The sequence below is a fragment of the Saccharopolyspora elongata genome (genome assembly GCF_004348985.1).
GTDB lineage: Bacteria > Actinomycetota > Actinomycetes > Mycobacteriales > Pseudonocardiaceae > Saccharopolyspora > Saccharopolyspora elongata.
On sequence record NZ_SMKW01000006.1, the window covers coordinates 85,263 to 109,421 of the forward strand.

General features: G+C 70.8%; 23 protein-coding genes. 13 read left to right on the top strand and 10 right to left on the bottom strand.

What is annotated here, in order from left to right; all coding sequences use genetic code 11:
• Positions 1 to 65 precede the first annotated feature (65 nt).
• The 4 genes from E1288_RS07040 (at position 66) to E1288_RS07055 (ending at position 4,107) form a co-directional block, all read left to right on the top strand.
• Complete coding sequence (locus E1288_RS07040) at positions 66 to 356, top strand: hypothetical protein (protein WP_132482430.1); 291 nt, start codon at positions 66 to 68, stop codon at positions 354 to 356.
• Positions 357 to 575: 219 nt separating this feature from the next.
• Positions 576 to 1,376, top strand: a complete 801-nt coding sequence (locus E1288_RS07045; protein WP_132482433.1) for a hypothetical protein — start codon at positions 576 to 578, stop codon at positions 1,374 to 1,376.
• An 88-nt stretch (positions 1,377 to 1,464) separates the two neighbouring features.
• Positions 1,465 to 3,363, top strand: coding sequence for a fumarate reductase/succinate dehydrogenase flavoprotein subunit (locus E1288_RS07050; RefSeq protein ID WP_132482435.1), 1,899 nt, complete (start codon positions 1,465 to 1,467; stop codon positions 3,361 to 3,363).
• Positions 3,364 to 4,107, top strand: coding sequence for a succinate dehydrogenase/fumarate reductase iron-sulfur subunit (locus E1288_RS07055; protein ID WP_132482447.1), 744 nt, complete (start codon positions 3,364 to 3,366; stop codon positions 4,105 to 4,107). It begins immediately after the preceding gene.
• 66 nt (positions 4,108 to 4,173) lie between these two features.
• On the opposite strand, the gene E1288_RS50115 is transcribed toward E1288_RS07055, so the two are convergent.
• Both E1288_RS50115 and rsgA read right to left on the bottom strand, forming a co-directional pair.
• The gene (locus E1288_RS50115; protein ID WP_328592442.1) at positions 4,174 to 5,454 is read right to left on the bottom strand and encodes a bifunctional class I SAM-dependent methyltransferase/N-acetyltransferase; all 1,281 of its coding nucleotides are present in this window, start codon (positions 5,452 to 5,454) and stop codon (positions 4,174 to 4,176) included.
• Between the two features lie 47 nt (positions 5,455 to 5,501).
• Positions 5,502 to 6,575, bottom strand: a complete 1,074-nt coding sequence (gene rsgA / locus E1288_RS07065; protein ID WP_132482451.1) for a ribosome small subunit-dependent GTPase A — start codon at positions 6,573 to 6,575, stop codon at positions 5,502 to 5,504.
• A 909-nt stretch (positions 6,576 to 7,484) separates the two neighbouring features.
• On the opposite strand from rsgA, the gene E1288_RS07070 reads away from it, so the two are divergent.
• Positions 7,485 to 8,168: a VanZ family protein gene (locus E1288_RS07070; protein ID WP_235883394.1), complete on the top strand. Its 684-nt coding sequence runs from the start codon at positions 7,485 to 7,487 to the stop codon at positions 8,166 to 8,168.
• 332 nt (positions 8,169 to 8,500) lie between these two features.
• Here E1288_RS07070 and E1288_RS07075 read toward each other — a convergent pair whose 3' ends face one another.
• Positions 8,501 to 9,373 (bottom strand): SDR family oxidoreductase, encoded by an 873-nt coding sequence (locus E1288_RS07075; RefSeq protein WP_132482459.1) that lies wholly within the window; start codon positions 9,371 to 9,373, stop codon positions 8,501 to 8,503.
• Positions 9,374 to 9,616: 243 nt separating this feature from the next.
• Here E1288_RS07075 and E1288_RS46795 point away from each other — a divergent pair, with 243 nt between their 5' ends.
• A complete protein-coding gene (locus E1288_RS46795; protein WP_165968019.1) occupies positions 9,617 to 9,775 on the top strand; it encodes a hypothetical protein in 159 nt (52 codons plus the stop codon).
• A gap of 184 nt (positions 9,776 to 9,959) precedes the next feature.
• Here E1288_RS46795 and E1288_RS07080 read toward each other — a convergent pair whose 3' ends face one another.
• On the bottom strand, positions 9,960 to 10,577 hold the full coding sequence (locus E1288_RS07080) for a DUF305 domain-containing protein (RefSeq protein WP_132482461.1): 618 nt from the start codon (positions 10,575 to 10,577) through the stop codon (positions 9,960 to 9,962).
• Positions 10,578 to 10,970: 393 nt separating this feature from the next.
• On the opposite strand from E1288_RS07080, the gene ctaD reads away from it, so the two are divergent.
• The 3 genes from ctaD (at position 10,971) to E1288_RS07095 (ending at position 14,903) form a co-directional block, all read left to right on the top strand.
• The gene (gene ctaD, locus E1288_RS07085; protein WP_132482463.1) at positions 10,971 to 12,719 is read left to right on the top strand and encodes an aa3-type cytochrome oxidase subunit I; all 1,749 of its coding nucleotides are present in this window, start codon (positions 10,971 to 10,973) and stop codon (positions 12,717 to 12,719) included.
• 124 nt (positions 12,720 to 12,843) lie between these two features.
• Positions 12,844 to 14,070, top strand: a complete 1,227-nt coding sequence (gene serB, locus E1288_RS07090) for a phosphoserine phosphatase SerB (RefSeq protein WP_132482465.1) — start codon at positions 12,844 to 12,846, stop codon at positions 14,068 to 14,070.
• A 50-nt stretch (positions 14,071 to 14,120) separates the two neighbouring features.
• Complete coding sequence (locus tag E1288_RS07095; RefSeq protein ID WP_132482467.1) at positions 14,121 to 14,903, top strand: peptidyl-tRNA hydrolase; 783 nt, start codon at positions 14,121 to 14,123, stop codon at positions 14,901 to 14,903.
• 271 nt (positions 14,904 to 15,174) lie between these two features.
• On the opposite strand, the gene E1288_RS07100 is transcribed toward E1288_RS07095, so the two are convergent.
• On the bottom strand, positions 15,175 to 16,005 hold the full coding sequence (locus E1288_RS07100) for a CPBP family intramembrane glutamic endopeptidase (protein WP_132482469.1): 831 nt from the start codon (positions 16,003 to 16,005) through the stop codon (positions 15,175 to 15,177).
• Between the two features lie 134 nt (positions 16,006 to 16,139).
• Between E1288_RS07100 and E1288_RS07105 the strand changes: the two genes are divergently transcribed.
• Both E1288_RS07105 and E1288_RS07110 read left to right on the top strand, forming a co-directional pair.
• Positions 16,140 to 17,444 carry a sensor histidine kinase gene (locus tag E1288_RS07105; protein ID WP_207954224.1) on the top strand — a complete coding sequence of 435 codons (1,305 nt, stop codon included), beginning with the start codon at positions 16,140 to 16,142 and terminating at the stop codon, positions 17,442 to 17,444.
• Positions 17,435 to 18,076, top strand: coding sequence for a response regulator transcription factor (locus tag E1288_RS07110; RefSeq protein ID WP_132482648.1), 642 nt, complete (start codon positions 17,435 to 17,437; stop codon positions 18,074 to 18,076). Before E1288_RS07105 ends, E1288_RS07110 begins: the two co-directional genes overlap by 10 nt.
• A gap of 122 nt (positions 18,077 to 18,198) precedes the next feature.
• Here E1288_RS07110 and E1288_RS07115 read toward each other — a convergent pair whose 3' ends face one another.
• Genes E1288_RS07115 through E1288_RS07135 form a run of 5 tightly spaced genes read right to left on the bottom strand, consistent with a single transcriptional unit; the run spans position 18,199 to position 22,727 of the window.
• Positions 18,199 to 18,804 (bottom strand): energy-coupling factor transporter transmembrane component T family protein, encoded by a 606-nt coding sequence (locus tag E1288_RS07115; RefSeq protein ID WP_132482471.1) that lies wholly within the window; start codon positions 18,802 to 18,804, stop codon positions 18,199 to 18,201.
• On the bottom strand, positions 18,801 to 19,475 hold the full coding sequence (locus E1288_RS07120) for an energy-coupling factor ABC transporter ATP-binding protein (protein WP_132482473.1): 675 nt from the start codon (positions 19,473 to 19,475) through the stop codon (positions 18,801 to 18,803). The genes E1288_RS07115 and E1288_RS07120 overlap by 4 nt, the downstream gene beginning before the upstream one ends.
• Positions 19,472 to 20,593 carry a thiolase family protein gene (locus E1288_RS07125; protein WP_132482475.1) on the bottom strand — a complete coding sequence of 374 codons (1,122 nt, stop codon included), beginning with the start codon at positions 20,591 to 20,593 and terminating at the stop codon, positions 19,472 to 19,474. Before E1288_RS07125 ends, E1288_RS07120 begins: the two co-directional genes overlap by 4 nt.
• A complete protein-coding gene (locus E1288_RS07130) occupies positions 20,590 to 22,137 on the bottom strand; it encodes an AMP-binding protein (RefSeq protein WP_165968020.1) in 1,548 nt (515 codons plus the stop codon). The genes E1288_RS07125 and E1288_RS07130 overlap by 4 nt, the downstream gene beginning before the upstream one ends.
• A 2-nt stretch (positions 22,138 to 22,139) precedes the next feature.
• The gene (locus E1288_RS07135) at positions 22,140 to 22,727 is read right to left on the bottom strand and encodes a biotin transporter BioY (protein WP_132482477.1); all 588 of its coding nucleotides are present in this window, start codon (positions 22,725 to 22,727) and stop codon (positions 22,140 to 22,142) included.
• A gap of 331 nt (positions 22,728 to 23,058) precedes the next feature.
• Here E1288_RS07135 and E1288_RS47905 point away from each other — a divergent pair, with 331 nt between their 5' ends.
• Both E1288_RS47905 and E1288_RS07140 read left to right on the top strand, forming a co-directional pair.
• Positions 23,059 to 23,334: a hypothetical protein gene (locus E1288_RS47905; RefSeq protein ID WP_207954225.1), complete on the top strand. Its 276-nt coding sequence runs from the start codon at positions 23,059 to 23,061 to the stop codon at positions 23,332 to 23,334.
• Positions 23,325 to 24,026, top strand: coding sequence for an LLM class flavin-dependent oxidoreductase (locus E1288_RS07140; protein ID WP_207954226.1), 702 nt, complete (start codon positions 23,325 to 23,327; stop codon positions 24,024 to 24,026). The genes E1288_RS47905 and E1288_RS07140 overlap by 10 nt, the downstream gene beginning before the upstream one ends.
• The last annotated feature ends 133 nt before the right edge of the window (positions 24,027 to 24,159 follow it).

Genomic DNA, 24,159 nt, shown 5'->3' on the forward strand with positions numbered 1-24,159 from the left:
CATTACGTCGTTGGGGGCAGAGTCGGTGCGGTACTAGCCCCGCTAGGCGGAAGAGGTGTTCGCCCATGGCCTCGACGACGACCGAACTGGCCGATCTCCAGCGCGTCCTGGCGCAGCTCCGCAGCAGCGTCGGCGCGCTGCGGTCGCGCTACGGCGACGCCCCGGCCGTGCGCCGGATCCACAACGATGTGGAGCGACTGGACATAGACATCGCCGAACTCTCCGGCACCATGCCCACGCAGCGGCGCAGCACCGAGTCCGCCGAGGACGTGGTGATCGTGCCCGACACCCCCTACGACCCGTCGCTGTGGCGCGACGCCGACGACGAGGGACTGGGCGGGCAGGCCCCGCACTAGGCCGCCGCAGGGACTGCACGCCGCCAGTCGGCAGCCGCTCGCCTGTCCGCAGTGGACCGGCCCGGATGCGGGGGAGGAGTCCCCCGCATCTCGCTTGATCGGGGGAAGGCCACGACCGGGTTGCGCCGGTTGGGGGACTACCTGGGTCGAGGCCGTTGATCCACAATGAGCGACCTCAGGTGAGCACCGCCGGACGAACCTAGACAACGAGGTCTGCGAATGTCCGCACCACCTTCCGCCTCAGGACGGGCACGGATCTCCGTGCGAACCCTCCGCACCGACCGGTGGTGGCTGCCGCCGCTGGTCACCTTCCTCGGGCTGCTGGCCTTCGTGGTCTACGGCCTGATCCGCACCTTCATGAACCAGTGGTACTGGGTTCCCGAGTACCACTACCTGGCGCCGTTCTACTCGCCCTGCCTGTCCACGGCCTGCGTGCCCGGCTCCAGCCACTGGGGGCAGCCGGCGCCGGACCTGGGGCCGTTCGTGCCGCCGCCGATCTTCGTGCTGCCGTTCGTCCTCGGCTTCCGGCTGACCTGCTACTACTACCGGAAGGCCTACTACCGGTCGTTCTGGGCGTCGCCGCCGGCCTGCGCGGTCTCCGAACCGCACCGCCGCTACTCCGGTGAGACCCGGTTCCCGTTGATCATGCAGAACGTGCACCGCTACTTCTTCTACGCGGCGCTGGTGGTGGCCGCGGTGCTCACCTACGACACGGTGATCGCCTTCCGGGGCGCCGACGGCGGCTTCGGCATCGGGCTGGGCACGCTGCTGATGGTGGCCAACGTGGTGCTGCTGTGGTCGTACACGCTGTCCTGCCACTCCTGCCGGCACCTGATCGGCGGCCGCATCAACCACTTCTCCAAGCACCCGGTGCGCTACTGGTTCTGGACCAAGGTGACCTGGCTTAACGGCAAGCACATGCTGCTGGCCTGGTCGTCGCTGGTGTCGGTGGCCCTGGTCGACCTCTACGTGCTGCTGGTCGCCAGCGGCGCGTTCCCGGATCCCAGATTGTTCAACTAGCGTGCACCGCCCCTGAGAACCCGCGGCGGTGCAAGCCGAGTCCCACACCGCAAGCGGCTGCCGCCGCTTGTGAAGCAGAAGGAAGTCGATGGTGGAGATCGAACGGCACGAGTACGACGTCGTCGTGATCGGCGCCGGCGGCGCGGGTCTGCGCGCGGCGATCGAGGCGCGCTCCCAGGGCCTGCGCACGGCCGTGGTGTGCAAGTCGTTGTTCGGCAAGGCGCACACCGTGATGGCCGAGGGCGGCATCGCCGCCTCGATGGGCAACGTCAACTCGCGCGATGACTGGCAGGTGCACTTCCGCGACACCATGCGCGGCGGGAAGTTCCTGAACAACTGGCGGATGGCGGAGCTGCACGCCAAAGAGGCGCCGCAGCGGGTCTGGGAGCTGGAGACCTACGGCGCGCTGTTCGACCGCACCCCGGACGGCCGGATCAGCCAGCGCAACTTCGGCGGCCACGAGTACCCGCGGCTGGCGCACGTCGGCGACCGCACCGGCCTGGAGCTGATCCGCACGCTGCAGCAGAAGATCGTGTCGCTGCAGCAGGAGGACCACGCCGAGCACGGCGACTACGAGGCCCGCATCAAGGTCTTCCAGGAGTGCACGGTCACCGAGCTGCTGAAGGATTCCGCGCGGATCTCCGGGGCCTTCGGGTACTGGCGGGAGTCCGGTCGGTTCGTGCTGTTCCAGGCGCCGGTGGTCGTCCTCGCCACCGGCGGCATCGGCAAGTCGTTCAAGGTGACCTCGAACTCCTGGGAGTACACCGGCGACGGGAACGCGCTGGCGCTGCGGGCCGGGGCGTCGCTGATCAACATGGAGTTCGTGCAGTTCCACCCGACGGGCATGGTCTGGCCGCCGAGCGTGAAGGGCATCCTGGTCACCGAGTCGGTGCGCGGCGACGGCGGCGTGCTGCGCAACTCCGAGGGCCGCCGGTTCATGTTCGACTACATCCCCGAGGTCTTCAAGGACAACTACGCGGACAACGAGGCCGAGGCCGACCGCTGGTACGACGACCCGGACAACAACCGCCGTCCGCCGGAGCTGCTGCCGCGCGACGAGGTGGCGCGCGCGATCAACAACGAGGTGAAGGAGGGCCGCGGCTCGCAGCACGGCGGGGTGTTCCTCGACGTGGCGACCCGGCTGCCCGCGGAGCAGATCACCCGGCGGCTGCCGTCGATGTACCACCAGTTCAAGGAACTCGCCGACGTGGACATCACCGCGGAGTCCATGGAGGTGGGGCCGACCTGCCACTACGTGATGGGCGGCGTGGAGGTGGACCCGGACACGGCGGCGTCCCGGGTGCCGGGCCTGTTCGCGGCCGGCGAGGTGGCCGGCGGGATGCACGGCTCCAACCGGCTGGGCGGGAACTCGCTGTCCGATCTGCTGGTCTTCGGCCGCCGCGCGGGTGCGGGCGCCGCCGAGTACATCGCGGGTCTCGACGCCCGTCCGGCGATCGCGGAGTCCGATGTGGACGCCGCAGCGCGGCGCGCGCAGGACCCGTTCGCCTCCGCGGCCTCGCCGAACGCGGAGAATCCCTATGCGCTGCACGCCGAACTGCAGCAGACGATGAACGACCTGGTCGGGATCATCCGCAAGGGCACGGAGATGCGGCAGGCCCTGGAGCGGCTGCGGGACCTCCGGGCGCGCGCCGAGCACCTCGCGGTGGAGGGCAACCGGCAGTTCAACCCGGGCTGGCACCTGGCCCTCGACCTGCGGAACATGCTGCTGGTCAGCGAATGCGTGGCGCGCGCCGCCCTGCTGCGCACCGAGAGCCGCGGCGGCCACACCCGCGACGACCATCCAGGGATGGACGCGAACTGGCGGCGCAAGCTGCTGGTCTGCAGCGTCGGCCACGAGCGGATCGAGGTCGTCGAGCAGCCGCAGGCGCCGATGCGCGAGGACCTGCTGACGCTGTTCAAGGTCGAGGAGCTGCGCAAGTACTACACCGAGGAAGAACTCGCGGACGTCCAGGTGAAGGGGCTGTAGATGGGTTACCAGGCGCACTTCCGGGTGTGGCGCGGTCCGTCCGACGGGGCGCTTCGCGACTACACCGTCGAGGTCAACGAGGGTGAGGTCGTGCTCGACATCATCCACCGGCTGCAGGCCACCCAGTGCCCGGACATGGCGGTGCGGTGGAACTGCAAGGCGGGCAAGTGCGGTTCGTGCTCGGCGGAGATCAACGGCCGGCCCCGGTTGATGTGCATGACCCGGATGTCGACGTTCGAGCGGTCCGAGACGATCACGGTCACTCCGATGCGGACGTTCCCGCTGATCAAGGACCTGGTCTGCGACGTGTCCTACAACTACACCAAGGCCCGCGAGGTGCCGGCGTTCGCGCCGCCGGAGGGGCTGGAGCCGGGCGAGTACCGGATGCAGCAGGTGGACGTGCAGCGCTCCCAGGAGTTCCGCAAGTGCATCGAATGCTTCCTGTGCCAGAACACCTGCCACGTCATCCGCGACCACGATGACAACAAGCAGGCGTTCTCCGGGCCCCGCTTCCTGATGCGGGTGGCGGAGCTGGAGATGCACCCGCTGGACGCGGCCGAGAACCGCCCGGAAGAGGCGCGCGGCGAGCACGGTCTCGGCCTGTGCAACATCACGAAGTGCTGCACGGACGTCTGCCCGGAGAACATCCACATCACGGACAACGCGCTGATCCCGCTGAAGGAGCGGGTGGCGGACCACCGCTACGACCCGATCCTCCGCCTCTTCCGCCGTAAGAAGGACTGAGCGGGACGCGAGCCCCGCTCACCTCGCCAGGTGAGCAGGGCCCTCGTCGTGTTCAGCCGCCCCGGGTCAGATGCCGAACGGGGCCGGGTACCGGACCTTGCCGCCGGGGATCTCGGCTTCCGGGTCGAGGGGGAGGGCCATCATGGCCTCGTCCGGGACCTCGATCGTCAGGCCGATCCCGAACTCCGATGCCCGCCTGAACCCGAAGCGGGGGTAGTACTCGGGGTGCCCGAGCACCAGGACCAGCTTCTCGCCCATCGCGCGCGCCGCTTCCAGCCCGGCTCGGATCGTCGCCGAGCCGGCTCCGGTGCGCTGGTAGCGCTGCAGCACCGCGCACGGGCCGAGCGTCAGGGCCGGGAAGCCGTCGACGTGGCTGCGGGTGAGCAGCGAGTGGCCGACCACCTCGCCGTTCGCGTCCTCGGCCACGATGGACAGCCCGTCGATCCACGCCGGGTCCTCGCGCAGCGCCTCGATCAGGTCCGCCTCCAGGGCGGTCGGGAAGGTGTCGAGGTTGACCGCGCGGATCGCGGGGATGTCGGCTTCGGTCTCCGGTCGGGTGGTCCACATCTCGGTGTTCTCCTCGTGGTTCGGGCGCAGTACGTAGCCGGTGTAGCGGTAGTCGCGGCCGTGCGCCCGGCGGATCTCGATCTCGGCCCGGGCGCCCGCGACCGCCTCCCGCATCCCGGGCGCGGTCAGGTCGGCCGCGGCGATGCGCTCGGCCAGCGGGGTGTAGTACTCGTCGAACCAGTCCGTCTCCGGCAGGTGGTAGATCGCGGACACCTCGTATCCGGCCCGGACCGCCGCGGCCGCGTTGGCCTCGGTCGTGCGCAGCGCGTAGTGCGAGTCCCAGAACGCCCGGACTTCGGGAGCCGGGTCGTCGGTCGCCCACTCGCATTCGGTGACGACCAGCACGCCGCCCGGGGCGAGCAGTCGCCGCCAGGACGCCAGCGCGGTGTCGAAACCGATGTTGTAGGCCGAACCTTCGGCCCAGACCAGGTCGAAACTCCGGTCCGGGTAAGGCAATTCGGCCATCGTCCGGACGTCGGTGTCGATCGCATCGCCCACCCCGCTCGCCTCCGCGGCGGCGCGCAACTCCGCCAGGAACGGCTGGTGCAGGTCGACGGCCGTGACCCGGGCACCGGCCTCGGCGGCCAGCAGCAGGGACGCCCGTCCCGGCCCGCAGCCGATGTCGAGCGCCCGGGGCGCCTCGGGTGGTGCGGCGAGTTCGAGCAGGTGCCGGGTGGTCGCGTCGGATCCGGGCCCCTGCCGGGGCAGGCCGTGGTGCAACGCGAAGAACGCGTCGCGCACGTCATCGCGGTCCGCGGCGTGCGAACTGTTGTCGTTCACAGCGGTTTTCTCCGTGGTCGTGGAAGTCCGATTCGGTCGGTCAGCGGTCATTTCCTGCCCCGGAACCGGTAGGTGGCGCGCAGATGCCGGGTGATGGCCTTCTTGCGGTCGTCGCGTTCGGCGCGCAGCCGGGCGTCCGCGCGGGACGCCGCCCAGTCGTTCTCCCGCTGGAGCTTGCGGTAGCTGTCGAGCCGGCGGGCGCTGAGCTCGCCTGCGGAGATCGAGGCCTGGACCGCGCAGCCGGGTTCGGTGTCGTGGCCGCAGTCCGCGAACCGGCAATCGCGGGTGAGCTCCTCGATCTCGGCGAAGACCCGTTCCAGCCCCTCGTCCGCGTCGAACAGCCCGACGCCGCGCAGGCCGGGGGTGTCGATGAGCACCCCGCCGCCCGGCAGCGGGATCAGCTCGCGGCGCACCGTGGTGTGCCGGCCCTTGCCGTCCTGCTCCCTGACGGCGCCGGTGGCCAGCCGGTCGGTGCCGAGCAGGGCGTTGGCCAACGTGGACTTGCCCGCCCCGGACCGGCCGAGCAGCACGACCGTCCCGGTCAGCAGGCCGCTGAGCCGGTCGATGCCTTCGCCGGTGACGACGCTGGTGGCGATGGTCTCGGCACCGGGCGCCAGCAGCGCGAGCTCGGCGATCAGCCGCTCGGGGTCGTCGGCCTGGTCCACCTTGGTCGCGACGACGACCGGTACCGCGCCGCTCTCCCAAGCCAGCGCGAGCAGGCGCTCGATCCGGCCGGGGCTCGGCCGCTCCACCGCCGGAACGACCACCGCCGCGGTGTCGACGTTGGCCGCCAGCACCTGCCCGTGCGACGAACGCGACGCGCTCGACCGCACGATGGCGCTGCGTCGGGGGAGCAGGACCGCCAGCCGCGGATCTGCTCCCGGGCGCACGGCGGCCCAGTCGCCGGTGCACGGCGCCTCGAGCGGATCGGCCGGAGTCGGGGACGTACCGACGCGCATCGGTCCGTCGGCGGTGATGACGTCGCAGCTACCGCGGTCGACGCCGATGACGCGCGCCGGGATCAGCCCGGCCGCTCGGTGCTCGGAGAAGGACTGGTCGAGCGTCTCGTCCCAGCCGAAGGAAGCGAGATCGCCTGGATGTGCGGAAGTGTTGTGTGACAACGGAGGGAACTCCTGGTGATGGGAGTCCCGGTGGAGGCGCGCGCAGACGCGTCCGCAACGCGGGCGGACTTGTCAGCGAAGACGGCGCATCAGACCGGGACTCGGGACGTGAGAACGGTCCGGGCGCTGCGTGCAGCAGCGATCACCAGGGCAACCATTGAATCTCACCTCCCGTTCCACCTGCGTCATCGAGCACGAACGGACCCAAGGCTAGCAGGTCCGGATTCTCGGGAGCACGTGATTTTTCGCACCGCCGCGGCAGCCGGGCGTGGGCGGGTCGGCCCGACTTCGCGCCGGGCGGGCGATTCTCCGTTATTCCACCGCCGTTCACCGCGCGTTACGCGGAATTCACGAGGATTCGCGGTGTTTCCCGTTTGGGAATTGTGGGAATTATCTTCCGTCGCGTTGTGTAACGGCGGCCCGCTTGTCGAAACCCCTGATCGGAGCGCTCTTCTGGCAACCTGTCCGTCCTCAATGGATACTAGTGTCGGGAGTGGCGGGTTTTTGCCATGTTCCTGGTGGGTTCTGGGGCGGCGGTTAGGTTCGACCGCAACCAAGTTGATTTCGGATCTTTACCAGAGCAGTGCGGGGGAGTGGCGGAGGTAGGTCATGCGGCAGGCGCTCGTCGGACCCCGACAGCGGCGGCGTCACCGCACCGGCCGGATCGTCCCGCCACCGGAACGCCCCCGGCCTGCCGCGACTTCGCGGCAGGGCTCATCGGCGGCCGGTCGTCGGCGGACCCCGAGGCGACGTCCGGCCGCCGCCAGCCCCTGATCCCTTGCAGGTACCGGTCAACGCAGACCGCTGGAAATGAGAGTTCCCAACGGTTCCAGGTCATTCGGCGATCCACTGTGGATTTCCGGTGGCCGCGTCGTCCTGGCGCTGGCGGCCAGAGGAAGTGCGGCGAACGTGCAGCAGATTCTCGTGGCATTCGACGGATTCGTACCAGTGGTCACCGTTCTGCTCCCGGTCGCCGTGGCGGCGGCGCTCGGATCGGCATTGGTGCGCAACTACCTGACGGAAAGATCTGTGCGGTGGGGCCCGCTGATCGACGGAGTGCTGGTCCTCTCGGTGCTCTGCGTGGCATACCTCGTCTTCACGCCCCAGCGGCCGGCGGCCGAACCGGTCCGGCCGGACCTGGGGAAGGACGTGTCGATGGCGCTGGCCGCCGACCCCGGCGACTCGCTGCCCTGGGTGCAGCTGGCCGGGAACCTCGTCCTGCTGCTGCCGCTCGGCGTGCTGGTGCCGCAGCGGGTCCGGTGGTTCGACAGCATCGTCAAGATCGCGTTCGGCGGGCTGGTGCTGGCCTGCTCGATAGAGCTGGTCCAGTTCCTGGCCGTCACCGGCCGGGTGGCGTCCACCGACGACGTCGTGTGCAACACGATCGGCGCGACTGTCGGCGGCATCCTGGTCCGCGCGCCGAGCTGGATCGCCGCGGCGACGCCCGGCCGCCCGCAGCACAGCGCGACGGGCCGCAACGACCAGACCGTCTGGCTGCTGATCGCCAAGGTCGAGCGAGAGCGGCAGCGAGAACTCGCGGCGCCGTTCCGGCGGCGGGTGGGCCCGCTGGTCGGCGAGCAGCGCTCGCGTTGAGACTCCGGTGGCCGGGGCCGCCTTCCGCGTCAGACAACCCGGCCACCGGTCCCAACCGTTCGGGACCGTGCGTGCATTGTGCTGCCTTTGTTTTTGAAGCGGCGCAGCCGCTTAGCCCACCCTCGCAACTCGCACCGCCGCGGGTTCACGGCGCCCACCCCTCCGGGGTTCTCCCAGCGAGGACAGCCCCGACGTGGTGAATTGGCCATTCATGAGCCGGGGATCCCACAGCGAGAAGGCCGCAGCAACTCCCGCAGGGGGACCGCCACCCGCACCGCCACGCAAGGTGCGCCTGGAAACAAGCTCTATGGCAACACGAAGCACGCACGGCATCAGCCCTGGAGCTTCTGGTGGCGCTCGCTCAGGGAGCGGCCCAGTCCGGTGACTTCCTGCTCCAGCTGCGGGATGAGGCGGCGCAGGACGGGGAGCATGAGCCGCTCCGCGAGGCGCGAGGACGGCACGTTGCGGAGCCAGTGCATCACCATGATCGCCCGCGGCACGTAGACGCGGCGGGCGCGGCGCTCGACACCGTCGGCGAAGGCCTTGCCGCAGTCCTCGACGCTGGTGGTCGCCCGCATCGGCCACGGCAGCCGCTTGCGCATCGCGGCGAAGGTGCGCAGGTCCTTCGCGACGTCGCGCACCATGTCGGTGTCGATCCACGACGGGTGCGCGCTGCCCACCGCGACACCGAGGTGCGCCACCTCCGAATGGATCGCGCTGGCCAGCGCCTCCGAACCCGCCTTGCTCGCGGTGTAGGCGGCCATGCCGCCGGTCGGGCTGAACGCCGACAGCGACGAGACCACCAGCAGGTAGCCGCGGCGGTCGATCAGGTGCGGCAGGGCGGCGCGGGCGGTGTGGAAGACGCCGTTGAGGTTGACGTCGACGGCCTTGACGAACGCGCGCGGATCGGAGTGGCGGACCGTGCCGATCGGCGCGATCCCGGCGTTGGCGATGACTACGTCGAGGCGGCCGAGCTTCTCGACGGCGGCGGCCACGGCGGCCTCGATCGAGTCGGGGTCGGTCACGTCGGCCTCGGCCCAGAAGTGGCCGTCGCCCAGTTCCGCGGCCACGGCGGCGAGCTCGTCGGGCTCCAGGCCGACCAGGGCGAGCCGGGCGCCGCGCCGGGCCAGCTCCCGCGCGGTCTGCGCGCCGATCCCGCGCGCGGCGCCGGTGATCAGGACGACTTTCCCGGACACGTTCGGCATGAGCACTCCCTAGGTTCGTGCGGCCAGCGAGCTATCTACTGGTCAGTAGGCTACTCATAGTAGGTTCTGGTCGCGGGGAGCGGAAGAGAAAGCGTCGAACTGGACCGCGGCCCCGGCCGCGCACTGCGCCGAGTTCCTGGCGGGCGGAATTCCTGCTGGTCCGGGCGTCGTTCGGGTGACGAAGACCGCCGAGTCGGGCCAGCGCGAGCCGGACGTCGCGCAATGACGTGATGACGTCTCGATGTGATCTTCACGCCGTTTTCGCGCGAAAACGGCGTTCTGCACGCCTGGGGGATGGCGGTTTCGCGCGAAAACGGCGCCCGGCACCACGCCGCCACCGAAGTGGCGTCGCCACTGGGGAGACGGAAATCCACCCGCGCCGCGTCCCAGGTGGCCTTCTAGAGCGAGGACGCGTCGAAGATCACTGGCACGCGGCGGAGATGCACCTGATCGGGCTAAGCGCGAAGGGCGTCTTCGACCGGTGCGGACCGGCTGGAGACGCCCTTCGGCTCCACGGGAGAAGAAAGAGAAGGGCGCCTCCCGCCGGTTGCCCGGCGGAAGGCGCCCTTCGCGTCTTCGAGTCGCGTCAGCTCAAGGCGTTGAGCTTCGTGACGGTCTGCTGCTCCTCGGCGACGAGTTCCTCGGCCAGCTTGCGCATCTGCTGCGCAGAGCCTTCCTCCTGCTCGGTGCGGGCTAGGTTCCCGGCGCCCTGCTGCAGCGACAGCATCGCCTGCTTCCACTGCTGGTCGAACTGCGCTCCGGACAGCTTCGAGATCTGCTGCAGCTGCTGGTCGGTCTGCAGACCGGCGTCGGCGGAGTCGCCTGCCTCGTCCTCCGGGGAGCTGCCGGACTGCTGGCCGGTAGCGGAGTTCAGGAACGCGGTCAACTGGTCGACTTGCGGCTGAGCCGCCTGCTTGAACTCCGCGGCGAGGGTCTTGACCTCGGCGCTCTGCGCGCTGGTGCCGGCCAGCTCGGCGAGGTTCAGGACCTGCTGCCGGTTGGCGAGCAGCTGCTGCGCGAACTCGCGGTCCGTCGCGGTGTGCTCGCCGGCCGGGGCGTGCCCCTGCCCGGCGTGCTGCTGCGCGGTCGCGGGCGGCGGCGTGCCCGGGCCCGGGGGCTGGTCGCTGGGTTCCTCGCTCGGCGTGCAGCCCGCGAGTGCGAGACCGCCGGCCAGCACGGCGCCGATGATCGTGCTCCTCCGCACGTGCTTCCCCTCCAGGATCTGGTGGACGTCGTCCCAGGGCGGCCCGTTGATCGGTAGCTGCTGATCGCAGCTGGGCTGCCGGACCTTTTGCCCCGTAGGCTAACCGGCGCCCCGCGGGCGCGTGCGGCCGACGTCGCCGGGAACCGCTCGCCGGGCGCGTGCTGTCGAGTTGATCTCACTACGCGTGACTGGGCACGTCGCAATGAATAGGGTGGCTACGGCCCGGCCGAACTGCGGCCGGACGCCCGGACTAGTATCCGCAGTCGGCAGGCATCGCGACTGACTTGCGCTGCAGGGGTCCTGCAGGGTGTCGCATGCTGTCAACCGACCCAACCGGGTCGGGCGAACCCTAGTCGGGTTCGAAGAGGCTTCAAAGGGAGTGCAGGAGGCACCGTGACGGCCGTCGCGCCACAGCCGATCGCCACGCGCCCCTATCCGGTGCGCAAAACGGTCAAGGGGTCATTCCTGGCGCGGATGTTCCGCACCACGGACCACAAGCAAATCGGCATCCTCTACCTGGTCACGTCGATGGCGTTCTTCCTGGTCGGCGGCCTGATGGCGATGCTGATCCGCGGTGAGCTCGCCGTTCCGGGGATGCAGTTCCTGTCGCAGGAGCAGTACAACCAGCTGTTCACGATGCACGGCACGATCATGCTGCTGCTGTACGCGACGCCGATCCTGTTCGGCTTCGCGAACTACGTGCTGCCGCTGCAGATCGGTTCGCCGGACGTCGCGTTCCCGCGGTTGAACGCCCTCGGCTACTGGCTGTACCTGTTCGGCGGCCTGATGGTCGTCAGCGGCTTCCTGCTGCCGGGTGGCGCCGCCGACTTCGGCTGGTTCGCCTACACCCCGCTGTCGGACGCCCTGCACTCGCCGGGGCACGGCGCGGACATGTGGATCGCCGGCCTGGCGGTCTCCGGTCTGGGCACCATCCTTGGTGCGGTCAACATGCTGACCACCGTGGTCTGCCTGCGCGCGCCCGGCATGACGATGTTCCGGATGCCGATCTTCACCTGGAACATCATGGTCACCAGCCTGCTGATCCTGATGGCGTTCCCGATCCTGACCGCCGCGCTGCTGGGCCTGATGGCCGACCGCCACCTCGGTGCGCACGTGTTCGACCCGGCCAACGGCGGCGTGATCCTCTGGCAGCACCTGTTCTGGTTCTTCGGCCACCCCGAGGTCTACATCGTCGCGCTGCCGTTCTTCGGCATCGTCTCGGAGATCTTCCCGGTGTTCAGCCGCAAGCCGCTGTTCGGCTACACCGGCCTGGTGCTGGCCACGCTGGGCATCGCGGCCCTGTCGGTCGTCGTGTGGGCGCACCACATGTACGCCACCGGCGCGGTGCTGCTGCCGTTCTTCGCGTTCACCACGTTCCTGATCGCGGTCCCGACCGGTGTGAAGTTCTTCAACTGGATCGGCACCATGTGGAAGGGGCAGCTGACCTTCGAGACGCCGATGATCTTCAGCGTCGGCTTCCTGGTCACCTTCCTCTTCGGTGGCCTCACCGGTGTCCTGCTGGCCATGCCGCCGGTCGACTTCCACGTCTCGGACACCTACTTCGTGGTGGCCCACTTCCACTACGTGCTCTACGGCACGATCGTGTTCGCCACCTTCGCCGGCATCTACTTCTGGTTCCCGAAGATCACCGGCCGGATGATGGACGAGCGGCTGGGCAAGCTGCACTTCTGGCTGACCTTCATCGGCTTCCACGGCACGTTCCTGGTGCAGCACTGGCTGGGCAACGAGGGCATGCCGCGTCGGTACGCCGACTACCTGGAGTCCGACGGCTTCACCATGCTGAACACGATCTCGACGATCGGCGCGTTCATCCTGGGCGCCTCGATGTTGCCGTTCCTCTACAACGTGTTCAAGAGCTACCGCTACGGCGAGGTCGTCACCGTCGACGACCCGTGGGGCTACGGCAACTCCCTGGAGTGGGCGACCTCCTGCCCGCCGCCGCGGCACAACTTCACCGAGCTGCCCCGGATCCGTTCCGAGCGGCCGGCGTTCGAGCTGCACTACCCGCACATCTCGGAGCGGATGCGGCTGGAGGCGCACCTCAGCCTTACCGGCAAGACCCTCGCCCACAAGCACGAGGAGAAGCCGGCGGTCGGCGCGTCGGGCGACGCCGAGAAGTGACCTGCGCGCTAGCCCCGCACGGCGAAACTGTGCCAGGGTAGGGCTAGCTCGACGATGAGCCCCGGCGGGCATGCCCCGCCGGGGCTTAACGTTTGTTGGGGCCGAGAGAGGAAGAACCGCAGCCGTGAACGCGACCACCGTGCTGATCACCGTGACCGGGAAGGACAAGCCGGGGGTCACCTCCGTGCTGTTCGCCGCGCTGACGCGGCACGGCGTGGACATCGTCGACGTGGAGCAGGTGGTGATCCGCGGCCGGCTGGTGCTCGGCGTGCTCGTGTCCACCGAGCGCGACCCGGAGCAGCTGCAGGAGGCCGTCGAGCAGGCGATGGCCACCGTCGGCATGACCGTCGACGTGGCGATCGGCACCGAGGACGGCGGCGCCGCGAAGCTCGGCTCGACGCACGTCGTGGTGGTGCTCGGGCAGCCGGTGACCGCCCGGAACTTCAGCGACGTCGCGCGCGGCCTCGCCGAGCTCGACGTGAACATCGACTCCATCCGCCGCGTCGCCGACTACCCGGTGACCGGGCTGGAGCTGCAGGTCAGCGCCCCGGACAACGGCGAGGGCTCGGACGACGCGCTGACCTCGGCGGTGGCCGACCTGGCCGCGCGCACCGGGGTGGACCTGGCCGTCGAGCGCACCGGGCTGGCCCGCCGGGCCAAGCGGCTGGTGGTGTTCGACGTGGACTCCACGCTGATCCAGGGCGAGGTCATCGAGATGCTTGCCGCGCGGGCCGGCTGCGAGCAGGAGGTCCGCGAGGTCACGGAGCGGGCCATGCGCGGCGAGCTGGACTTCGCGGAGTCGCTGCGGCAGCGGGTCGCGGTGCTGGAGGGCCTGCCCGCGTCGGTGCTCGACGACGTCGCCGCGGAGCTCGAACTCACCCGCGGCGCCCGCACCACCATCCGCACGCTGCGCCGCCTGGGTTTCCACACCGGCGTCGTGTCCGGCGGGTTCACCCAGATCATCGACCAGCTGGTGGACGAGTTGGGGCTGGACTTCAGCGCCGCGAACGAGCTGGAGATCGTGGACGGCAAGCTCACCGGCCGCGTGATCGGGGAGATCGTGGACCGGGCCGGCAAGGCCAAGGCGCTGCGCCGGTTCGCCGAGTCGTTCGGGGTGCCCGCGGCGCAGTGCGTGGCGGTCGGCGACGGCGCCAACGACATCGACATGCTCTCCGCCGCCGGGCTGGGCGTGGCGTTCAACGCCAAGCCCGCGCTGCGGGAGGTCGCCGACACCGCGCTGTCGTACCCGTTCCTGGACACCGTGCTGTTCGTGCTCGGCGTCACCCGCGCCGAGATCGAGGCCGCGGACACCGAGGACGGCGTGCTGCGGCGGGTGCCGCTGGACGTGTGACGTCGGCAGCCGCGCGGAATACCGGTGGCGCGGGATCGGATAATCCAGGTGTGTCTGATTCCCACTCCGTGTTGGATCCGCTGATCGCCCGGTACGCCTCGTGGCTGGCACTGCCGGAGGCGGCGACCGCGGACACCTCGGACGAGGACCCGGAGAACGTGGTCCTGATGCCGATGGTGCTGCGGATCGAGCGCCGCGAGCCGCCGGACCGCACTGCGCTGCTGGAGGCGGCCGCCGCGGCGGCGATCGAGGTGTGCCTCGACGAGCGCTGCAAGCCGGGCGGCGAGTGGCACGAGGCCATGCACACCTGGATCTCCGGGCGCATCCGCAAGGTGGCGCGGCGGGCGCGCGGCGTGCATTGGGAGGCGGTGCAGTCGCTGCGCGGGCGCACGGTGCGCGTCGGCAATGCCGAGGTGCGGGCGTTCCTGCCGATGCGGGTGGCGGACATGCCGAAGGAGCTCAGCCGCCTGCAGATCTCCGGCAGCGAGCTGGAGGCGGACGACCCGGGCGCGCCGTTGCCAGGGATGCCGACGCTGTGGCTGAACCCGGACGTGCCGATGAGCGCCGGGAAGTCCGCGGCGCAGGTGGGGCACGCGACGATGATCCTGGCCTCGCTGCTGCACGGGGCGGGGCTGGACGCCGAGCTGGAGGGCTGGGCGGCGGACGGGTTCCGCTGCTCGGTCCGGCGCGCCGATGCGGCGACCTGGGCGCGACTGCACCCGCGCGACGATCCGGAGACGGCCTGGCGGCAGGCACGGGTGGGCATGGTGCGCGACGCGGGTTTCACCGAGGTGGATCCGGGCACCGTCACGGTCCTCGCCCAGTGGAACTGATCCGCGAAATGTGCTGTTCCCGCTGGTAACGGCCCGTGAGTACTTTGTGTCGCCATAGCGGCACGAAACACGCACGGACCCCGTGACCTGCGGAAACGGGCCTCCTGAAACGGGCCCGGACATAGGCCGGGCCCGAGAATGTTTTGCAATCTTTCGATTGCTAGGTCTTTGGCGGCCTGATGGTCGTCAAGGCCACTGCATCCTCGGGCCGGTCGCCGGGTTTCCCCGGTAACGACCAATATGCCCAGCATCCGGGCCGCGACGACAGAGGCTAAAGTCCCGGTTCCGCGGGTCGGAGGCGCCCGCTGATCAGGATCCAGGCGCCGAGCAGGGCGATCGGCGCCATCATGACCACCGTGGTGACCTCCGCGCTGACCGCCCCTTCGAGCGCCATGCCGGTCAGCAGCGAGAGGACCATGTTGTTGCCGCCGTGCGCGAGGCTGGCCGTCCAGATGGTTCCGCTGCGGATCCGCAGCCAGCTCAGCACGACTTCCTGGAAGTAGAACGACACCGTCCAGAGCGGCAGGCCGATCAGCACGTTGTCGAACTCGATGTAGCCGAGGAAGGCCAGGGGGTAGTGCCAGACCGCCCAGACGAGCCCCGTGACCGCGGTGGCCAGCTGTGGCCGGCCGGGGCACACGCGCAGCCGGAGGTAGCTGGTCCAGCCGAACTCCTCGCCCCAGTACAGCGGCGTGAGCACCGGCACGACGAGCAGCAGCGCCGGGATCAGCCACCAGGCGGGCAGCTCGTCCGGCCGCCACAGGCCGGTGGCGGCGGCGATCGCGAGGGCCCCGGCGGCCAGGGCGTACGGGACGAGCCAGGCGGCGAGGTAGTGGCGCAGGTTGCCGCGCAGCCGCAGCCGGAGCCCGGCGTCGCCGAAGCCTTCCCGCGTCACCCACCGCCGCACGATGATCGCCGCGACCGCCGGCCCCATCGCGGCCGGTAGCTGTGCCAGCGGGCTCGCCAGCGAGAAGCCCAGCAGCGCCGCCGCGAACATGCCCGCCCACGAGATGCCGAAGGTGAGCAGGACGAACGCCAGAACACCCTGGCGCCGCGACGTTCTCGGCCGGTCTGCGGATCGGCTGAGCTGTGAGGTCGTCATGCCGCGAGCAGATCAGCGCGGCGGCGTCCCGGTCACTACGCGCAGCCGTCCGGTTCGGGGTATGGCTGGGCATACCCCGAAGACGGGGGCCAGTGCCGCTGATCGGGCCGCCGCGATCTGGTTGGCTTGCGGCCGTGCGACTTCGAACATGGCTGAAAACGCTGCGGCAGCACCGGGTTCTGCTCCTCGATTGGGGTTCGATGGGCTACGTCCTCGGCGCGATCCCGGTGGTGGCGGCGGTCGCCTTCCCGGGTCTGCTGTGGACGGCGGTGGTGGCGGCCGCGGTCAAGGGCGGATCGTCGCCGGGCGGGGTCCTGGTGGTCGTTGCCGTCGGCTGCGGGTTGTTCGCGGCGGGTGCCCCGCTGGTCGCGATGCCCCTGGCGAAGCTGGAGCGGTGGCGGCTGCGGCTCGTCGACCCCCGGCCGATCAGCAGCGGCCACCGCGCCTTGGCGGCCACCGGTGCCTGGCGTCGGCTGGGCGCCCGGTACCGGGAACCGGCGACCTGGCGGGAGGTCGCTTACGCCGTCCTGCTCGCCACCGCCGGTCCCGTGGCGCATGCGCTGGTGTTCGGGATCGCGTTCGTGCTGCTGATGATGCTGATCAGCCCGCTGCTGACCATCGGCACTACCGAGCCGGTGGCGATTTTCCTCGGTACCGCAACCACTTTCGGGGAAGCCCTCTGGTACGCGCTGCCCGCATTGGCCGCGCTCCCGGTCGTGCCGTTGCTGCTCGGCCTGCTCGCCGCCGGGCATGCCGCGCTGGCCCGCGCGCTGTTGCACGACGGCCGGGAACGGCTGCGCACCGAGTTGGTCGAGGTGTCGCGGTCGAGGGCGCGGCTGGTGGACGCCTTCGAGGTCGAGCGGCGGCGGATCGAGCGGGACCTGCACGACGGCGCGCAACAGCGGTTGGTCGGCCTCACCCTGAAACTCGGCCTCGCCCGGCTGGACGTGCCGGCGGATTCCGCGGCGCACCAGAACGTTTCGGCCGCGCACGACGAGGCCAAGCAGCTCATGGCCGAGCTGCGCGAGCTGGTGCGCGGCATCCACCCACGGGTGCTCACCGACCGGGGACTGCCCGCCGCGCTCGGCGAACTCTCCGACCGCTGCCCGGTTCCGGTGGCGCTGCACGCCGGGCTGCCGGACAGGTTCCCCGCGCACGTCGAGGCGACGGCGTACTTCGTGGTCGCCGAGGCGTTGACCAACATCGTCAAGCACAGCGCCGCCACGGCCGTGTCGGTGACGGTTCGGCAGGATGCCGGTGTGCTGGCGGTCGAGGTCGCCGACGACGGCCGCGGCGGCGCCGATCCCGCGCGTGGCACGGGGCTGACCGGGCTCGCGGACCGCGTCGCGGTGATCGACGGCAAGATGTTGTTGTCCAGCCCGGTCGGCGGCCCGACCCTGTTGCGCGTGGAGCTGCCGTGTCCCGTCCCATCCGAGTAGTGCTCGCCGAGGACGGCGTGCTGCTGCGGGAAGGCCTCGCCGGCCTGCTCGACAGGTTCGGCTTCGAGGTCGCCGCCGCGGTGGGTGACGCCGACGCGCTGACCACGGGAGTCGCCGAGCACGATCCTGACCTGGTGATCACCGACATCCGCATGCCGCCGGGCTTCACCGACGAGGGCCTGCGGGCCGCCGTGGAGCTCCGCCGCGCGAACCCGGGGCTCGCGGTGGTCGCGCTCAGCCAGTACGTCGAGCGGAGCTACGCGGCCGAACTGCTCGACTCGCACGGCGGCGAACGGGTCGGCTACCTGCTCAAGGACCGGGTGGTCGACGTCGAGGACTTCGCGGGCGCGCTGCGGCACGTGGTCGCGGGCGGGACGGTGGTCGACCCGCAGGTGGTGCGCCAACTGCTGAACCGGCAGCGCGATCCGCTGGCGGCTCTGTCGGTGCGGGAGCGCGAAGTCCTCGCCCTGGTGGCGGAGGGCCATTCCAACGCGGAGATCGCCAGGAGGCTGGTCGTCAGCGAGGCAGCGGTCGGCAAGCACGTCGGCAACATCCTCGCGAAGCTGAACCTGCCCCCGGCCGAGGACACCAACCGAAGGGTCCTCGCGGTGCTCGCCTACCTCCGGTCTTGAGCCGCCTCGGGCTTCAGGTTTTGCCTGGTCAGGTCTCGTGCGTGGTTTGTGCTGCTATAGCGACCCAAAGTACTCACGGGCCCTGACCTGGCCGAACAGGTAGCCGGGCGGTGCGAGCGGGGTCAGTCGTCGCCGACGCCGCGGGCAGCGAGGGCTTCGCCGAGTTCGTCGGCGTGGCGGAGCGTGCGGACCAGGAACGGCACCGCGAACGCGGGGAACGAGCGCTCCGCGTTCCGGGCTCGTTGCGCTTCGCGCACCTGCGTCGCGATCGTCGACAGGGCCGCGACCGCCTGGAGCGTCAGGCCCACCAGCAGGCCGATCCGCTCCGGCCGGATGCCGAAGCGCCGCAGCGGGCCGAGCCCGCGCTCCACGGCGGTGACCAGGTCGTCGACCCTGGTGGTCAGGGTGAAGAGGTTGGCGGCGGTGAGCGCGCCGAGCAGCCGCAGGCACACCACGGCGGCGGTGTCGAGGCCGAGCATCCACCACTGCAGCAGGAAGACCACCAGCAGCAACGGGATGAGCAGCCGCACGGCCTGCCAGCAGCGGCGCGGCGGGATCCGGCCGACCAGGTACGCGACCGCGACCGCGAGCACGCATCCGCCCAGCGCCAGCGGCGACCCGAGCACGAAGGTCAGCACCGCGAAGGCCAGCAGAGCCAGGAACTTCCACCCCGCGCCGAGCCGGTGCAGCGGGCTGTTCCCCGGCTCGTACAGGCCGAGCGGGCTCACTTGATCAGCTCCCGGTAGAACGGGATGGCCGAGGCGGGTTCGCCGTCGGCGACCACCTTGCCCGCGTCTAGCACCACCACCCGGTCGAAACCGTCCAGCAGGTCCAGGTCGTGGGTGACCAGCACGACCTGCTGCGGCAGCCCGTTCAGGACGTCGATGAAGTGCCGCTTGTTGCGCAGGTCGAGCAGCGTCGTCGGCTCGTCGCAGACCAGCACGTCCGGTTCCAGGACGAGCATCGAGCACAGCGCCAGCAGCTGCTTCTGGCCGCCGGAGAGCTGGTGCGCCGGGTGCTCGGCGTAGCCCTCCAACCCGTGCTGGGCCAGCACCTCCGCCGCCCGGCGCTGCCGCTCCGCCTTGGAAAGGCCCTGCTTGCGCAGCGAGAACGCGACGTCCTCGCCCGCGGTGGGCATCACGATCTGGCTGTCCGGGTGGGTGAAGATGAACCCCACCCGCCGCCGCACCGCGCGGCCGTTGTGAGCCGGATCCACCCCGTCGACCAGCACCCGGCCGCGGCTGGGGTGCACCAGGCCGTTGATCATCCGGGCTAGGGTGGACTTGCCGGAGCCGTTCGCCCCGACGAAGGCGACCCGCCGCTCGGCCAGCCGCAGGTCCACGCCGTCCAGCACGGTGCGCTCGTCGTAGCTGTGCCCGACGTCCTCGAACTCGATCAACCCACTCGCTCCCACATCGTGGCCACGCCCAAACCCCCGCCGGAGGACAGCGCCGCCAGGCCCACGCGCGGCCCGTCCGCCCGCACCATCCGGCCGAACAACCGCACCACGAGCACCGCGCCGGAGGCACCCCAGGGGTGGCCGAGCGCGATCGCGCCGCCGTCCGGCCCGGCCAGCCGCTCGTCGATGCCCGCGGCGTCCAGGCAGGCCAGGGTCTGCCCGGCGAAGGCCTCGTTGAACTCGACGACCTCCGGCTCGTGCTGCTCGAGCAGTTCCCGCATGGCGGGCACCGCGCCCAGACCGAGCCGGTTCGGGTCGACCCCCGTCGTGCGCCAGCCCAGCAGCCGCAGGCCCGGCACGCCGAGCCGGCGGCGCTGCTCCTCGGTGGTGATCAGCACGGCGGCGGCACCGTCGTTTATGCCGCAGGAATTCGCTGCCGTCGCGGTCCCGTCCGGGGTGAACGCGGGCCGGAACCGGGCCAGCCGCTCGGCGGTGAAGCCCTCGCGCGGCCGCTCGTCCGCGGAGATGCCGCCGACCGGCACCAGCTCGGCGTCGAAACGGCCCGCCCGCCGCGCGGCCACGGCGCGTTCGTGGCTGCGGGCGGCGAAAGCGTCCTGGCGCTGCCGGGAAATCCCGGCCTCGGCGGCCACCAGGTCCGCCGCCGGGCCCATGTCCGGGTCGCCGATCTCGGCCGGGGCGAACGGTGCCCGGTCGTAGAAGCGGGGCGGTTCGGTCGCCGATCGCGGCCGCCACGCCCGCCAAGGAGCGGTCGATGGGCTCTCGGCACCGCCGGCGAGGAACCAGTCGCCCGCGCCACCGCGGATCATCGCCGCAGCCGTGGTGATCGCGGTGAGCCCGCTCGCGCACTGCCGGTCGACGGTCATGCCGGGCGTGGCCTCTCTCAACCCGGCGCGCAACGCCGCCACCCGCGCCGGATTCCCGCCGGGGCCCAGCACGTTGCCGAGCAGCACATCGTCCCCTGTGGTCACACCGGCGTCGTCCAGGACGGCGCGCAGCACCGGCGCGGCGAGCCGGTCGACGGCCAGGTGGCGCAGCACGCCGCCGGCTTCGCCGATGGGGGTGCGACGTGCGGCGATCACGACGGGGGTCCGGTTCACAGCGCCTCCGCATCGAGGGTTCCGGTCCGCAGCCGCTTCGCGATCAGGGCGCGAGCGGGCTTGCCGGACGCGGTCCGGGGCAGCTCCCGCACCGCCAGCCAGCGCCGGGGGCGTTTCGCCGGACCCAGCGCGTTGCGGGCCCGCGCGCGGAGTTCGCGCAGCGACGGTGGTGTTGCCGGGTCGATCTCGACGACGGCGGTGACGAGCTCGCCGAGCCTCGGATGCGGGCTGGCGCAAACGAGCACGTCAAGCACGCCCTCGGCGCCGCGCAGCACCGATTCGACCTCCTCCGCGCCCACGATCCGGGCGCCGGTGTTGATCGCCGAGCCGAGGCGGCCGAGAACCTCCAGCGACCCATCGGCGTGCCGCACGGCGCGATCGCCGACGGTCGACCAGCCGTCCTCGGTCGTCGCGGGCACGATCGCCCCGTCGCGGAGGTAGCCGTCGAAGACCAGGTCGGAGCGCACCCACAGCTCGCCGACGCCGCCCACGAGATCGCGCACGTCCACGTCGACGACCGGCCGCAGCGAACCGCCGCGCCGAACGGCGATCAGCGAATGCTCGGCCGATCCGTAGTACTCGACGAGCTCGCACCCGGGAAGCGCCTTGGCGAGCCGTTCCGCCAATGAGTCGTCCACGCGGGCCCCGCCGCAAACGACCACGCGCAAACCGCATTCGGCCCGCAACACCGGATCACGCTCCAAAGTGGACACGAGAGCGGAGAGCATCGCGGGCACCAGGTGGACCGCGGTGGCCCGTCGCGAAGCGGCGGCCGCACCGGCGGCGGACCATTTGTCCAGCAGTTCGACGTCGGCGCCCTCGTGGAGCGCGTGCAACGCGCCGAAGAGGAACAACGACGAACTCAGCGGACCGGGGATCAGTACGCGATCCGACGAGCTCAAGGGCAGGCCGAGCGCGGCGAAGCTGCGCAGCCACGACCGCCGAGACCGGATCAGCACCTTCGGTGACCCGCTGCTGCCGGAGGTGGTGGGCAGGTAGAAGTGCGTGCGCTCCGTGTCGGCCGGCGTTGAGCCGGTGCGGTGAACGGCCTGTTCGTTCCGGTTGGCGAGGTGAACGGTCCGTTCGCTCGGTTCGGTTGTGGAGTGAACGCCCTGTTCGTCTCGGTTGGTGGCGTGAACGGTCCGTTCGCTCGGTTCGGTTGAGCGGGTGGCTTGTTCGCCTCCGTAGGTGGGGTGAACGGCCCGTTCGTTCCGGTAGGTGGCGTGAACGGTCCGTTCGCTCTCGTCTGCGGTTGGCGGCTCGTCCAGGTTCAGCACGAGATCCGGGCGGGCGTCGGCGAGAACCGCCGCGCGGTCTGCTTCAGTCCAGGTGGGTTCCGCGAGCAGGGTTGCGCAGCCCGCGAGATCTGCACCGAGGAAGTGGGTCAAGCGCGTCAGCGCGTCCCCTCCGTCGAAGGCGACCCTGGAGCCGTGCGGCAGGAGCCGCGCAGCGCGGCAGGCCCGCGCGAGCAGCTCCTGAGCGTCCAGCGTCGTTCCGGCGTGCGCGACCCGCGAAGCGGGGGAGCGGCCGAGGATCGGCAGCACGCTCAGCCCTCGGCGGTGGCGCGGCGCGCCGAGCCGGTCAGCGTCGCCGGGAGGGCGCGGTGCACCGCGACGGCGACGAGCGAGACGGCGACGAGCTTCAGGGCGTCGCCGGGGAGGAACACCAGCGACTGCACCGCCGCCGCGCGCAGGTCGCCGATGACCAGGCCCCAGTACGGGATGCCGATCAGGTAGTCCACGGCCACACCCGCGACGTTGGCCGCGAGCAGCACGAACAGGCCCGGCTTCGGCAGGCCGCGCTGCACGATCAGGCCGACGACGACCGCCGCCACCACCCAGCCGATCACGAAACCGCCGCTGGGCCCGATGAACGGCGCGAGGCCGCCACGACCGCCGGAGAGCAGCGGCAGCCCGATCGCCACCAGGGCGAGGAACAGCAGCGTGGCCGCGCCGCCCCGGCGGGCGCCGAGGATGCTGCCTGCCAGCAGCGGACCCGCGTTCTGCAGGACGATCGGCACCGCCGCGCCGCCGAGGTAGAAGCCGGGGAAGATCCCGAGGACGGCGATGAATGCGGCGAAGACCACAGTCCTGGCCAGGTTCGCGGCGGGCGCGGCTTGGCGTGGTGCGGACACGACGTCTCCCTAGCGGTTGATCGACAACATGGCCGACCGGCGGCGCTGCCGGGCCGGGCTTCGCGCCGCGCCTCCTCCTCGACTGCGTCCCGCCCGGCAGGGCGTTCCTCACCAGCGGTTCTCGTCGAATCGGGCGGCGTCGGCGGCCCGATGAGCGCGGCGAGCTCAACCTACCCGCCAACCCCGCCGGAACAGAAAGCCCAACACCGAGTTGTCGATCTCCTACAAATCCACCGTCTCGCCTGGTGGGAGCCCGTGCGTGTTTTGTGCTTGCTATGGCGACACAAAACACGCACGGTGCCTGAGCAGCGAAAACGGCTCAGCTGGGCTTGTGGCGTTCGCGGTAGCGCCGCTCGGGTCTGGTTGCCGCAGCGGCAGGCTGCCGAAAAGTCGGGTGCTCTGCGTGTCGAGCCGTGCACACCAGGTATCGGTGCGCTTTTCGATCAACATCCCGAACTTCGGCGATTTCGCCGATCCCGCAACGGTTGCGAAGGTGGCCGCGGCGGCGGAGCAGGCGCGCTGGGATGCGTTGTTCGTCTGGGATCACGTGGTGCCGACAAGGACGAGCGTCGAGGCCAGCAGTTCGGCGACCCGTGGATGCTGCTGACCGCCGCGGCGCTGGCGACCTCCCGGCTGAGGCTGGGGACGCTGGTCGCCGCGGTCGCGCGGCGGCGGCCGGAGCAGCTGGCCCGTCAGGTGGCCACCCTGGACTCGCTGAGCGGCGGCAGGGTGATCTTCAGCGCGGGCCTCGGCGGGCCGATCGACGGCGACTTCGCCAGCTTCGGCGAAACCACCGACCCGGTGGTGCTGGCCGAGCGCCTCGACGAGGGACTGGACCTGCTGCAGCGCTACTGGTCCGGGGAGCCGGTGAACCACCGCGGTCGGCACTACTACGTCGATGACGTGACCCTGCTGCCTGCGTCGGTGCAGCGTCCTCGTCCGCCGGTCTGGATCGGCGGGGTGTGGCCGAACCGCCCGCCGATGCGCCGCGCCGCGCGTTGGGACGGCGTTGTCCCCCTGTTCAAAACGGCCGGCCACGGACACCCGCCGCGCGTCGATGAAGTGCGGGAACTGGTCGGCTACGTCCACCGGCATCGCACGGATCGGCGGGCCGACCCTTTCGAGATCGTCGTGGGCGGTGTCAGCCCGGGCGACCCCGCGGCGGCGCGCGACCTGATCGGACCGCTGGCCGAGGCCGGGGCCACCTGGTGGGACGAGCGGCTGCTCCAGACCAGCGACGACCTCCACCGGCTCGGGCCGGTGCTCGACCGCGTCGAACAGGGACCACCGGTCTGGTAGCCGCCCGGCGCGAGCTGCGCGGCGATCACGACACCCCGAACCCCGATCCGGGATTCCCGCAATCTCAATGGAAATCTGACTTCCATTGAGCGTTTTTCATCCTGGTCGGCCCGTAGCCGCGGGTCGCAAAGCT